This is a genomic window from Streptomyces sp. NPDC048420 (assembly GCF_040651535.1).
Taxonomy (GTDB): Bacteria; Actinomycetota; Actinomycetes; order Streptomycetales; family Streptomycetaceae; genus Streptomyces.
Genome location: NZ_JBEZKG010000003.1, coordinates 22,484 through 34,690 on the forward strand (window position 1 = coordinate 22,484; position 12,207 = coordinate 34,690).

The window sequence follows — 12,207 nt, forward strand, 5'->3', positions numbered from 1 at the left end:
GGGGTTGTGGCATGGAGGTCGTCCCCCACATCTCCAGGAGCCCCCGTGACGCCCCACCGCCCTTCCCGCCCCGCCCGTGCGCTCGCCTCGGCCCTGGTCGCCGGGGTCCTGTTGACCACAGCCGCCTGTTCGGACGGTGACGACAGCGGGTCGGGCACCGCGGACACCACGGAGATCTCCCCCTCGCCGCTGGCCCAGGAGTCCCCGGCCGAGCTCACCGAGGCCAGAGCGCGGGTCGCGCTGGTGACCGAGGCGGACCTGGAGGACGACTGGAGCGAGGTCAAGGACGCGGCCACCTGGCGTGAGAGGCTCCTGGTCGGGAAGGTCGACGTCGCCGACTTCCTCACCGCCAAGGCGAACGCGGCCGACTGCCAGAAGCTGCTCGACCGACTCTACGGCGAACGACTCCTGGGCAAGCCGTCCGGGGCGTCCGCGCTGACCGGTTTCGAGGAGGGCGAGTCGCGGCTGCTGTACCAGGTCGCCGCCTACGACAAGGCCGCGCTGGCCGCCTCCTTCGCCTGGTTGAAGAAACTGCCGGTCGAGTGCGACCAGTTCACGGCGACCGACAGTTCGGGCGGAACGCGCACGGTCCAGGTGATCGAGACCTCCCTGCCCAAGGAGGGCGACGCCCGGCAGGGGCTGCGTGTCACGGTCCAGGGCGCCTCGGGCGGGGAGCCCACCACACTCACGCTCGATGTCGCGGCCGTACGGGTCGGCACCGACGCGATCACCGTCACCAACGGTGGTCTCGACGGCGCCGACGACGACAGCACCGAGCAGGCCGTGAAGCTGGGCACGGCACGTCTTGAGGACGTCCGCGCGGGCCGGACGCCGGCGGCGGACCCCGGGGAGATCGACTGACGTCGAGGGTGTTCCAGGGATTGGCGGTATGTGACATAGTACTGGCGTGAGTAAGCGACTGACCTGCGATGTCGTGGTCGTCGGAGCCGGGATGGTGGGCGCGACCTGTGCGCTGTACGCCGCCCGGGCGGGCCTCGACGTGATCGTCGTCGACCGCGGCCTCGTGGCCGGCGGCACGACCGGCGCCGGTGAGGGCAATCTGCTCGTCTCCGACAAGGAGCCGGGCCCCGAGCTCGAACTCGCCCTGCTGTCCGGCCGGTTGTGGGCCGAGCTCGCGGAGGAGGTCGGTGACGCGATCGAGTACGAGCCCAAGGGCGGCGTGGTCGTCGCCGCCACCCCCGAAGGCCTCGAAGCCCTGGACGACTTCACGACCGGGCAACGGGCCGCCGGCGTCGAGGCGATACGGGTGGAAGCGGATCAACTCCAGGACCTGGAACCCCACTTGGCGCCGGAACTCGCGGGCGGGGTGCTGTACCCCCAGGACGCCCAGGTGATGCCGACACTGGCCGCGGCCCATCTCGTACGGGCCTCGGGTGCCCGTCTGGTCACCGGGGCGACCGTGACGGAGGTGCTGCGCGACACCGGCGGCGCCGTGCTCGGGGTGCGGACCGACCGGGGCGAGATCCACGCGCCGTATGTCGTCAACGCCGCCGGGACCTGGGGCGGTGAGCTGGCCGCGCTGGCGGGAGTGGACCTCCCCGTACTCCCCCGGCGCGGCTTCGTCCTGGTCACCGAGCCGCTTCCGCGCCTGGTCCGCCACAAGGTGTACGCCGCCGACTACGTGGCGGATGTGGCCAGTGACTCGGCGGCGCTGCAGACCTCGCCGGTGGTGGAGGGGACGGCCGCAGGTCCCGTCCTGATCGGCGCGAGCCGTGAACGGGTCGGCTTCGACCGGTCGTTGTCGCTGCCCGCGCTGCGTGCGCTGGCGGCGGGTGCGACGCGTCTGTTCCCCTTCCTGGAGCGGGTGCGGGCGATGCGGACCTACCTCGGTTTCCGGCCGTACATGCCGGATCACCTGCCCGCGATCGGGCCCGATCCGCGGGTGCCGGGGCTGTTCCACGCGTGTGGTCACGAGGGGGCGGGCATCGGACTGTCCACGGGGACGGGGCAGTTGATCGCCCAGGTGATCCTCGGTCGGGCCCCGGATCTCGATCTCGCACCCTTCCGTCCGGACCGGTTTCCGCCCCAGGAGGCTCCGTGAACCCGTTCGAACTCGTGCGCGCCGAGCCCGGTCCCGCCTTCACCGTCACGTTCGACGGGCAGGAGATCGACGCGCTGCCCGGTCAGACCGTCGCCGCCGCGCTGTGGACCGCGGGGGTGACCTCCTGGCGCAGCACCCGGGGCGAGGGCCGCCCCCGAGGCGTCTTCTGCGGCATCGGCGTCTGCTTCGACTGCCTGGTGACCGTCAACGACCGCCCGAACCAACGGGCTTGTCTGGTGCCCCTGCGCCCGGGCGACGCGATCCGCACCCAGGAGGGGACGGGCCACGATGAGTGAACCGACTCTGGCGGTGATCGGCGCGGGTCCGGCCGGGCTCGCCGCCACCCTCGCGGCGGCCACGCGCGGTGTCCGTGTCAGGCTGATCGATTCGGCCCAGGAAGCGGGTGGGCAGTTCTACCGGCAGCCCGCCGCCGGACTCGGGGCCGGGCGTCCGCAGGCGCTGCACCATCAGTGGCGTACCTGGGAGAAGCTGCGGGACGGCCTGACCACTCACGTACGGGCGGGAAGAGCAAGCCACTTGACGGACCATCACGTCTGGTTCGTCGAGCGCCGGGGCCCCGCCGGCCTCACCGTGCACGCCCTGCTCGGCCCGGAGCAGGAGGAGCCGGTGGAGGTGCGCGCCGACGCCGTCCTCCTCGCGACCGGCGGCTACGAGAAGGTACTGCCCTTCCCCGGCTGGACGCTGCCCGGTGTCGTCACGGCGGGCGGGGCGCAGGCCATGCTCAAGGGCGGCCTGGTGCTGCCCGGCCGTACCGCCGTCGTGGCCGGGACCGGACCGCTGCTGCTGCCCGTCGCCACCGGTCTCGCCGCGGCGGGCGCGACGGTCGCCGCGCTGGTGGACTCGGCCGACCCCCGGGCGTTCGTACGGCGGTCCCGGGCGCTGGCGGCCGAACCCGGCAAGGTCGCCGAAGGCGCCCGGTACGCCGGTGAGTTGCTCCGGCACCGGGTACGCACCCTCTTCCACCACACCGTCGTGGCGGCGCACGGCACCGAGCGGCTGGAGGCGGTGACCGTGGCGGCGCTCGACCGGGGCGGACGGGCGCGTCCGGGCACTCGGCGGCGCCTGGCCTGCGACACCCTGGCCGTGGGCCACGGCATGCTGCCGCACACCGATCTCGCCGAGGCGCTGGGCTGCCGGGTCGACGGGACGGACGTGTACGTGGACGGCGAGCAGCGCACCGATGTGCCGGGTGTGTGGGCGGCGGGCGAGACCACCGGCATCGGCGGCTCCGCCCTCTCCCTCGCCGAGGGGCACATCGCCGGGCGATCGATCGCGGCACGGCTGGCCGGGCGGGTGCCGGATCCGGGCGAGTGGGCCGGCGTCGCCCGTGGCCGGGAGAGGCTGCGGGCGTTCTTCTCCGCCGTCGACGCCGTGTACGCGCCGCCCGTGCACTGGACCGAGCAGGTCACCGACGAGACGGTGGTGTGCCGCTGCGAGGAGGTGCCGGCCGGTGCGGTGCGGTCTGCGGTGCGTGAGCTCGGCGCCGGTGATCTGCGCACCGTGAAGCTGCTGACCCGGGCCGGAATGGGCTGGTGCCAGGGCCGGGTGTGCGGGCCAGGGATCGCGGGGATCGCCGGGTGCGCGGAGTCGGCGGGGCGCAGACCGTTCGCGCGGCCGGTGCCGCTGGGCGTGCTGGCCCGGGCCGGGGAGTCAGAGCTTCAGTGAAATGTCACACCGTATTGAGAAGGGAATCCCGTATGACCACCACCGACCTTCGTCCCTGGCGCGGAGTGCTCGTCGCCACCGCGCTGCCGCTGAACGACGACCTCTCCGTCGACTACGACAGGTACGCCGAGCACTGCGCCTGGCTGGTCGAGAACGGCTGTGACGGTGTCGTACCGAACGGATCGCTGGGCGAGTACCAGGTGCTCACGCCCGAGGAGCGGGCCAGGGTCGTCGAGACGGCCGTGGCCGCGATCGGCGGTGAGCGGGTGATGCCGGGTGTCGCCGCGTACGGTTCGGCGGAGTCCCGCCGCTGGGCCGAGCAGGCGCGCGACGCGGGCTGTGCCGCCGTGATGCTGCTGCCGCCCAACGCGTACCGTGCCGACGAGCGTTCGGTGCTCGCGCACTACGCCGAGGTCGCGAAGGCGGGCGTGCCGATCGTGGCGTACAACAACCCGATCGACACCAAGATCGACCTGGTCCCGGAGCTGCTGGCCAAGCTGCACGCCGAGGGGCACATCCACGCGGTCAAGGAGTTCTCGGGCGATGTCCGCCGCGCCTACCAGCTGGCCGAACTCGCTCCGGAACTCGACCTGTTGATCGGCGCCGACGACGTCCTTCTGGAGCTCGCCGTCGCGGGGGCGAAGGGCTGGGTGGCCGGCTATCCGAACGCGCTGCCCAGGTCCTCCGTCGAGCTGTACCGGACGGCCGTGGCCGGCGACCTGGCCACCGCGAAGAAGCTGTACGAGCAACTGCATCCGCTGCTGCGCTGGGACTCCAAGGTCGAGTTCGTCCAGGCGATCAAGCTGTCGATGGACATCGTCGGCCGCCACGGCGGGAGTTGCCGTCCGCCGCGGGTCGCGCTGCTGCCGGATCAGGAGGCCGTCGTGCGTGCAGCCACCGAGCGGGCGGTCGCGGCCGGGCTCGCGTAGGCCGGACTCGTACAGACCGCCCACCGCCGGGTGCCACAACCCCTCGATCACCAGGAGCGTCATGCGCAGCAAACTCGTCCTGCACGCCGTCGACTCGCACACCGAGGGCATGCCCACCCGCGTGATCACCGGCGGCATCGGCACGATCCCCGGCGCCACCATGAACGAGCGGCGGCTGTACTTCCGTGAGCACCGTGACGACATCAAGCAGTTCCTGATGAACGAGCCGCGCGGGCACTCGGCGATGAGCGGGGCGATCCTCCAGCCGCCGACCCGCCCGGACTGCGACTGGGGGGTCGTCTACATCGAGGTCTCCGGATATCTGCCGATGTGCGGGCACGGCACGATCGGGGTGGCGACCGTGCTGGTGGAGACCGGGATGGTCGAGGTCGTCGAGCCGGTCACCACGATCCGGCTCGACACCCCGGCCGGCCTGGTCGTCGCCGAGGTCGCGGTGGAGGACGGCAGGGCGAAGAACGTCACGCTGCGGAACGTGCCGTCCTTCTCCGTCGGCCTCGACCGCAAGATCGCACTGGCCGACGGGCGGACGGTGACATACGACATGGCGTACGGCGGCAACTTCTACGCCATCCTGCCGCTGGACCAGTTCGGGCTGCCCTTCGACCGGGCCCGCAAGGAGGACATCCTCAAGGCGGGGCTGTCCCTCATGGAGGCGATCAACGCGGAGGAGGAGCCCGTTCACCCGGAGGATCCGTCCATCCGCGGCTGCCATCACGTCCATCTGATCGCGCCCGGCGCCACCGCCCGGCACTCCCGGCACGCGATGGCGATCCACCCCGGCTGGTTCGACCGCTCCCCCTGCGGCACCGGCACCAGCGCGCGCATGGCCCAGCTGCACGCGCGCGATGAACTCCCGCTGCACACCGAGTTCGTGAACGAGTCCTTCATCGGGACGCGGTTCACCGGCCGGCTGCTCGGCACCACCGAGGTCGCCGGCCGCCCCGCCGTCCTGCCCAGCTTCACCGGCCGCGCCTGGATCACCGGCACGGCCCAGTACCTGCTCGACCCGACCGACCCGTTCCCGGCGGGATTCGTCCTGTGAGCGCAGAGCGCGTCGAGGATAATGCCGGGTGCCGCGTGACATTGCACCACTAGGAGATCCCCTCATGACCGCCGCCCCGCGATCCAGCGGCCCAGCCGCCACTCCCGCCCTGCCCGTCCTCGGCGGCAAGAAGAGCAGCTACCGGGAGCGGGTCGCCGACGCCCTGCGGGCCGCGTTGATCGCGGGCGAGCTGCTGCCGGGGCAGGTGTACTCGGCGCCCGCGCTCGCCGCGCGGTTCGGGGTCTCGGCCACGCCCGTGCGCGAGGCCATGCTCGACCTCGCCAAGGAGGGACTGGTCGACACCGTGCCCAACAAGGGGTTCCGGGTCACCGCGGTCTCCGACCGGCAGCTCGACGAGTACACCCACGTCCGCTCGCTCATCGAGATCCCCACGGTGGTGGAGCTGGCCACTACCGCCGACCCGGTCTCCCTGGAGGCGCTGCGCCCGGCCGCCCGGGAGATCGTCCAGGCCGCGGTGTCCGGTGACCTGATCGCCTATGTCGAGGCCGACACCCGCTTCCACCTCGGGCTGCTCGCCCTCGCGGGCAACGCGCACCTGGTCGAGGTGGTGGGTGACCTGCGGGGGCGGTCTCGGCTGTACGGGCTCACTCCGTTGGTGAAGGCGGGGCGGCTGCTGGCGTCCGCGGAGGAGCATCTGGAGCTGCTGGACGCGTTGGTCGCCCGCGACGAGGAGGCGGTGCGGGAGGTCATGACTCGGCATATCGGGCATGTGCGGGGGTTGTGGGCGGCGCATTAGGGGGCGGGGGCGGGGTGTGTCTGGCGGGTGCGGGTGCGTTGTGGCTCGTCGCGCAGTTCCCCGCGCCCCTGAGGAGTTGCAGCTGGGCATGCCTGGACCGAACCCACTCAGGGGCGCGGGGAACTGCGCGACCAGCCCCCACCGGCCCGCACCCGACGAGCCGACCGTCTACCCGGCCAGCAAGGACTCCCTGATCTCCCCCGCCCTCACGGCCGTCGTGGACAGCAACGTCGACGTCAGCCCATGCGTGTGCTCCGTGCCGCCCTGGAGATAGATCCCGGCCGTGACATGCGGAGCCGTCGCCACCCGATGGTCGCGGCCGACCACGAGCGCGTCCTCCTCGTCCCGCAGGCACAACTTGGCGACCTCACCCAAGTGCTCACCGATGCCACGGGGTTGGTAACCCGTGGCGTAGACGAGGAGATCCGCGGCGAGGACCTCGCGTTCGCCGGTCGGCAGGAACTCCACCGTCACCTTGACCTCGTCGGCCTCGGCCTCGACCTCGCGGATGCGGGAGACGTTCATCATGCGCAGCCGCTCCCGGCCCTGGACCTTCTCCTGGTACATGGTCCGGGACATCGCCTCGATCAACTCCATGTCGACCACGGAGTAGTTGGTGGTGCGGTGGTAGTCGAAGAGGGCCTGCTTCACCTCGCGGGGCGCCCCGTAGTAGAGGTCGACGGCCTCGGGGTCGAAGATCTTGTTGGCGAACGGGCTGTCGTCGGCCGGGGTGTAGCCGTACTTGGCGAAGACCGAGCAGATCTCGGCGTCGGGGAAGCTGCGGTGGAGGTAGTCGACGGCCTCGGCGGCGCTCTGGCCCGCGCCGAGGACGACGGCGCGGCGCACCGGCCCGCCGGAGCGGCGCCGTTCGTCGACGCGGGGCAGCAACTCGCTGTTGTGCCAGACGCGTTCGGAGCGTTCGGCGCCCGGCGGCAGGTGCGGTTCGAGGCCGGTGGCCACGCAAATGCTGCGGGCGCGGCGGACGGTGAGCCGTCCCGGGGTGCGGGGGTCGCGGCTGGCGACGTCGAAGTAGCGGACCTCGCCGTCCTCGGTGACGGGCCGGACGGAGACGACCTCGGCGGAGTACTCGACGAGGTGGGCGACCCTGGCGGCGGCCCACTCGAAGTAGTCGTGGAACTCGATGCGGAGCGGGAAGAGCGTCTTCAGGTTGAGGAAGTCGACCAGTCTGCCCTGGTCGCGCAGGTAGCACAGGAAGCTGAAGTCGCTGGTGGGATCGCGCATCGTGACCAGGTCCTTGAGGAACGAGACCTGCATGGTGGCGTCGTCGATGAGCATGCCCCGGTGCCAGCCGAACCCCGCCTGCTTCTCCAGGAACCGGACCCTCGGCGCCGCCCCCGTCGACGACTGCGCGGAGTGTTCGTGGAGTGCGATGGCGAGGGCGAGATTGGAGGGGCCGAACCCGATGCCGAGTACGTCGTAGATGGAGTCCGGACCGGTCTGCAGTGCCGTCACCGCGTCATCCTCTCCCCTGGGTGGGAGTGCACAGTGTTCCCAAAGTGAGAGCACAGCCTCCCCCAAGCGCACACATGTTAGATAAGGTTAGCCTTACCTAGCAATGGCTGAGGAGGGCTCATACATGCGAGTCGTCATGTTCGGTTACCAGACCTGGGGACACCGGACGTTGAGAGCTCTGCTGGACTCCGGACACGACGTGGTCCTGGCGGTGACCCACCCGAAGAGCGAGCACGCGTACGAGAAGATCTGGAACGACTCGGTGGCCGACCTCGCCGAGGAGAACGGCGTACCCGTGCTGCTGCGCAACCGCCCTGGCGACGACGAACTCCTCAGCAGGCTCAAGGAGGTTGAGCCGGATCTGATCGTCGCCAACAACTGGCGCACCTGGCTGCCGCCGGAGATCTTCGACCTGCCCCCGCACGGCACGCTCAACATCCACGACTCGCTGCTGCCCACCTACGCCGGCTTCTCCCCGTTGATCTGGGCGCTCATCAACGGCGAGAAGGAGGTCGGCGTCACCGCCCACCGCATGGACGCCGAGCTCGACATGGGCGACGTACTGCTCCAACGATCCGTTCCCGTAGGCCCGTTGGACACCGCGACGGACCTCTTCCACCGCACGGTCGACCTGATCGGCCCGCTCGTCGCCGACTCCCTCGAACTCATCGACTCCGGCAAGGCGGTGTGGACCGCGCAGGACCGCTCGAAGTCGAGCTTCTTCCACAAGCGGTCCCTGGAGGACAGCCGGATCGACTGGACCTGGACCGCCGAGGAGTTGGAGCGGTTCGTGCGGGCGCAGTCGGACCCGTATCCGAACGCCTTCACCCACCACCGCGGCGAACGCGTCCGGATCGTCTCGGCCGCGGTCTCCGAGGGCCGTTACGGCGGCACCCCGGGCCGTATCTTCATCCGCGAGGGCGACGGGGTCGTCATCGTCGCGGGCCGGGAGGCGCGTTCGGGCCGGCTACCCGGTCTGCTGGTCAGGCGGGTGCGGACAGAAGACGGCAGCGAGCACGCGGCGACGGACTACTTCCGCACGATGGGCGGCTATCTGACGGCCCGTCCGTAGCGGCCGGTCACCCGATGGGGACGGTCGCGGGATCGTCCGTCCCCTCGTGGTGCCGGCCCATCGGCACCACCATCGGCGTCCGGCTGACCGGGTCCTCGCCGACCACGCACCGCAGCCCGAAGACGTCCTCCACCATCGCAGCGGTGATCACCTCGGCCGGGGGCCCCTCGCCGGCGATCCGGCCGGCCTTCATGGCGACGACGTGATCGGCGTACCGGCAGGCCTGGTTGAGGTCGTGCAGCACCATGACGACCGTACGGCCCTGGTGCCGGTTCAGGTCGGTGATGAGGTCCAGCACGTCGATCTGGTGGGCGAGGTCGAGATACGTCGTCGGCTCGTCCAGGAGCATCACGGGCGTGCCCTGGGCCACGGCCATGGCGATCCAGGCGCGCTGCCGCTGCCCGCCGGAGAGTTCGTCGACGGCCCGGTGCGCGAGGTCGGTCATGTCGGTGGCCCTCAGCGCCTCGTGGACGGCCTCCTCGTCGGTGCCCGACCACTGCCGCCACCAGGTCTGGTGCGGTGAACGGCCGCGCCCCACGAGGTCGATGACGGTGAGTCCCTCGGGTGCGACCGGCGACTGCGGGAGGATGCCCAGCTGTTGGGCGAGGGCCCGGGTCGGGATCGAGTGCACGGAGCGGCCGTCGAGGAGGACGGTCCCGGCCTTGGGTGCCAGGAGCCGGGCAAGGGCACGCAACAGGGTGGACTTTCCACAGGCGTTGGCGCCGACCACGGCGGTGATCCGGCCCGGCGGGATCGCCAGGTCGAGGTCCTCCACGACGATCCGGTCGTCGTACGCCAGCCGCAAGCCCTCGGCCCGCAGGTCGGGGCCCGCCTTGTCCCTGGACAGGTCTGTCACGTCTTTCAGCCTCCTGAACCGGCGCGGTTGGCGCGGACTAGCAGCCACAGCAGTACGGGTGCGCCGAGCACACCGGTGACGATCCCGACGGGCAACTCGGTACCGGGAACGATCTCCCGTGCGATCAGGTCGGAGCCCAGGACCATGACGGCGCCGGTCAGCCCGGCGGCCACGGGCGGCGGGAAGGTCGTACCGCACAGGCGTTGGGCCACCTGGGGCGCGGCCAGCGCCACGAAGGCGACCGGGCCCGCGGTCGCCGTACCGAAGGCCACGAGTCCGACGGAGACCAACAGGACGGCCACACGGACCAGTTGGACGCGGGTGCCGAGACCACGGGCCACGTCGTCGCCGAGTTGCAGGATCCGCATCTGCCGGCCGAGGAGCAGGGCCACGGGGATCAGGACGGCCATCGTCAGGGCGAGCGGGCCGATCTGGTCCCAGGTGCGGCCGTTGAGGTTGCCGACGAGCCAGCCGAGGGCGGCCTGCGCCTGGAAGCGCTGGCCGCGGGCCATCAGGTAGTCGGTGGCGCTGGTGCAGATCCAGGCGACACCGACGCCGACCAGGACGATGCGGTAGCCGGTGGTGCCGCGCTTCCATGCCAGGGCGTACACGAGCAGTCCGGTGGTCAACGCGCCGACCAGGCCCAGGGTTTGGGTGCCCATGCCGCCGTCCCAGCCGAGCACGATCCCCGCGACCACCGCGGTGCCGGCGCCCTGGGTGATGCCGATCATGTCGGGGCTGGCGAGGGGGTTGAGGGTGACGGTCTGGAGGAGGGCGCCGGAGAGGCCGAAGGCGATGCCGACGAGGAGTCCTGCGAGGGCTCTGGGGAGGCGGAGTTCCTGGACGATCAGTTGGGTGCCGGGGTCGCCGGTTCCGAAGAGGGCCTTGATGACGTCGGTGAGGGGGATGGAGATGTCGCCGATCGAGGTCTCCACGCAGAAGACCAGGAAGGTGGCGATGGTCAGGCCGAGGCAGGTGGCCAGGAGGCGGGGACGGAGGATGCCGGAGATTGGGGGCGCCGAAAATCTGAAGGCGACGCGGCTGGGGGCCAGTTGGGTCGTCATGGGTCACAGCTCCGTTTTCGGCTGCGGGTGCGACGTGGCTGGTCGCGCAGTTCCCCGCGCCCCTAGGTGGGTCATCACAGCTCCGCCAGCCTGCGCCGTCGGACCAGCGCGATGAAGAACGGGCCCCCGACGAACGCCACCAGCACCCCCGCCTGGATCTCCACCGGGCGGGCCAGGAGGCGGCCCGCGATGTCCGCGGCCAGCAGCAGGCAGGGGGCCAGCACAGCCGACAGGGGCAGCAGCCAGCGGTAGTCCGGGCCGATGCCCGCCGCCTGTGCCAGAACGCGGGCGATGTGCGGGACCACCAGGCCCACGAAGACCACCGGGCCGATGACGGCCACCGCGCCGCCGGTGAGGAGGGTGACGGCCACGACCCCCAGGATGCGGACCACGCCGATCCGCAGGCCCAGCGACTTCGCCACGTCGTCGCCCAACGCGAGGCGGTTCAGCGCAGGAGCACAGGCCAGCGCAAGGACCGCGCCCACCGCCAGGAACGGCAGGACCCTCAGCAGCACCCCCTCGTCCTGATCGGCCAACGACCCCGCCGACCAGAACCGGTAGCGGTTCAGTGCGTCCGGGTCCGTCAGCGCGACCGCGCTGGTCAGGGAGAACAGCACAGAGGTCACGGCGACTCCGGCGAGCGCGAGTTTCACCGGGGTGGAGCCGGAGCGGCCGAGGCCGCCGAGCAGGTACACCAGGACGCTCGCCGCGAGTGCGCCCGCGAAGGCGAACCAGATGTAGCCGTAGACCGAGCCGATGCCGGCGACCCCCACCGACAGCACGACCGCGAAGGCCGCGCCCGCGCTCACCCCGAGGATGCCCGGGTCGGCCAGCGGGTTGCGGGTCAGCGCCTGCATCAGCGCGCCCGAGAGGCCGAGGGCGGCACCGGTGGCCAGACCGAGGGCGGTGCGGGGCAGTCGTACGGACCAGATGACCGTGTCGACACGGCTGCTGGGCGGGTCGCCGAGCAGGGTGTGCCAGACCTGGTCGAGGGGGACGCCCAGCGCGCCGTACGCCATCGACAGGGCACACAGCGCCAGGAGCGCCGCGCAACTGAGCGCGAGCAGGAGTACTGCGCGGGGGCGCTTCGCCGCCCGGACCGCCGAGGTCCCCACGTCCAACTTCCTTAGCTGAGGCTGGCCTTAACTGTAGGACGTCTCCGGTTGCCGTCCCACCCCTTTGGGCACCCTCTGTGCGCACCCTGTGAATTAGGTAACCCTTACCTTAGTATGGCGCCGATCCCCG

12 protein-coding genes are annotated in these 12,207 nt (G+C 71.3%); 8 read left to right on the top strand and 4 right to left on the bottom strand.

Features of this window, described 5'->3' with window-relative positions; all coding sequences use genetic code 11:
* The first annotated feature begins 45 nt into the window (after positions 1 to 45).
* The 7 genes from AB0D34_RS05290 (at position 46) to AB0D34_RS05320 (ending at position 6,497) form a co-directional block, all read left to right on the top strand.
* Positions 46 to 861, top strand: a complete 816-nt coding sequence (locus AB0D34_RS05290; protein ID WP_362656718.1) for a hypothetical protein — start codon at positions 46 to 48, stop codon at positions 859 to 861.
* Between the two features lie 46 nt (positions 862 to 907).
* A complete protein-coding gene (locus tag AB0D34_RS05295) occupies positions 908 to 2,062 on the top strand; it encodes an FAD-binding oxidoreductase (protein WP_362656721.1) in 1,155 nt (384 codons plus the stop codon).
* Complete coding sequence (locus AB0D34_RS05300) at positions 2,059 to 2,358, top strand: (2Fe-2S)-binding protein (RefSeq protein WP_362656724.1); 300 nt, start codon at positions 2,059 to 2,061, stop codon at positions 2,356 to 2,358. The genes AB0D34_RS05295 and AB0D34_RS05300 overlap by 4 nt, the downstream gene beginning before the upstream one ends.
* Positions 2,351 to 3,748, top strand: a complete 1,398-nt coding sequence (locus AB0D34_RS05305; protein ID WP_362656727.1) for an NAD(P)/FAD-dependent oxidoreductase — start codon at positions 2,351 to 2,353, stop codon at positions 3,746 to 3,748. The genes AB0D34_RS05300 and AB0D34_RS05305 overlap by 8 nt, the downstream gene beginning before the upstream one ends.
* A 32-nt stretch (positions 3,749 to 3,780) precedes the next feature.
* Positions 3,781 to 4,677 carry a dihydrodipicolinate synthase family protein gene (locus AB0D34_RS05310; protein WP_362656730.1) on the top strand — a complete coding sequence of 299 codons (897 nt, stop codon included), beginning with the start codon at positions 3,781 to 3,783 and terminating at the stop codon, positions 4,675 to 4,677.
* Between the two features lie 61 nt (positions 4,678 to 4,738).
* Entirely contained in the window at positions 4,739 to 5,740 is a 1,002-nt protein-coding gene (locus tag AB0D34_RS05315) for a proline racemase family protein (RefSeq protein ID WP_362656732.1), read from the top strand.
* A 64-nt stretch (positions 5,741 to 5,804) separates the two neighbouring features.
* On the top strand, positions 5,805 to 6,497 hold the full coding sequence (locus AB0D34_RS05320; RefSeq protein WP_362656735.1) for a GntR family transcriptional regulator: 693 nt from the start codon (positions 5,805 to 5,807) through the stop codon (positions 6,495 to 6,497).
* A 168-nt stretch (positions 6,498 to 6,665) separates the two neighbouring features.
* Here AB0D34_RS05320 and AB0D34_RS05325 read toward each other — a convergent pair whose 3' ends face one another.
* On the bottom strand, positions 6,666 to 7,970 hold the full coding sequence (locus tag AB0D34_RS05325) for a lysine N(6)-hydroxylase/L-ornithine N(5)-oxygenase family protein (RefSeq protein ID WP_362656738.1): 1,305 nt from the start codon (positions 7,968 to 7,970) through the stop codon (positions 6,666 to 6,668).
* Positions 7,971 to 8,094: 124 nt separating this feature from the next.
* Between AB0D34_RS05325 and AB0D34_RS05330 the strand changes: the two genes are divergently transcribed.
* Positions 8,095 to 9,042, top strand: coding sequence for a methionyl-tRNA formyltransferase (locus AB0D34_RS05330; protein WP_362656740.1), 948 nt, complete (start codon positions 8,095 to 8,097; stop codon positions 9,040 to 9,042).
* A 7-nt stretch (positions 9,043 to 9,049) separates the two neighbouring features.
* Here the strand turns inward: AB0D34_RS05330 and AB0D34_RS05335 are convergent, their stop codons facing one another.
* The 3 genes from AB0D34_RS05335 to AB0D34_RS05345 form a co-directional block, all read right to left on the bottom strand.
* Entirely contained in the window at positions 9,050 to 9,898 is an 849-nt protein-coding gene (locus AB0D34_RS05335; RefSeq protein ID WP_362656743.1) for an ABC transporter ATP-binding protein, read from the bottom strand.
* Positions 9,899 to 9,903: 5 nt separating this feature from the next.
* Complete coding sequence (locus AB0D34_RS05340) at positions 9,904 to 10,962, bottom strand: iron chelate uptake ABC transporter family permease subunit (protein ID WP_362656746.1); 1,059 nt, start codon at positions 10,960 to 10,962, stop codon at positions 9,904 to 9,906.
* Between the two features lie 74 nt (positions 10,963 to 11,036).
* Positions 11,037 to 12,077 carry an iron chelate uptake ABC transporter family permease subunit gene (locus tag AB0D34_RS05345; protein ID WP_362656749.1) on the bottom strand — a complete coding sequence of 347 codons (1,041 nt, stop codon included), beginning with the start codon at positions 12,075 to 12,077 and terminating at the stop codon, positions 11,037 to 11,039.
* Positions 12,078 to 12,207: the final 130 nt, after the last annotated feature.

Excerpts from the sequence above, each read along its gene's own strand:
- AB0D34_RS05305 (WP_362656727.1), top strand. The coding sequence starts at position 2,351 with ATGAGTGAACCGACTCTGGCGGTGATCGGCGCGGGTCCGGCCGGGCTC.
- AB0D34_RS05310 (WP_362656730.1), top strand. The coding sequence starts at position 3,781 with ATGACCACCACCGACCTTCGTCCCTGGCGCGGAGTGCTCGTCGCCACC.
- AB0D34_RS05315 (WP_362656732.1), top strand. The coding sequence starts at position 4,739 with ATGCGCAGCAAACTCGTCCTGCACGCCGTCGACTCGCACACCGAGGGC.
- AB0D34_RS05320 (WP_362656735.1), top strand. The coding sequence starts at position 5,805 with ATGACCGCCGCCCCGCGATCCAGCGGCCCAGCCGCCACTCCCGCCCTG.
- AB0D34_RS05330 (WP_362656740.1), top strand. The coding sequence starts at position 8,095 with ATGCGAGTCGTCATGTTCGGTTACCAGACCTGGGGACACCGGACGTTG.
- AB0D34_RS05340 (WP_362656746.1), bottom strand. The coding sequence starts at position 10,962 with ATGACGACCCAACTGGCCCCCAGCCGCGTCGCCTTCAGATTTTCGGCG.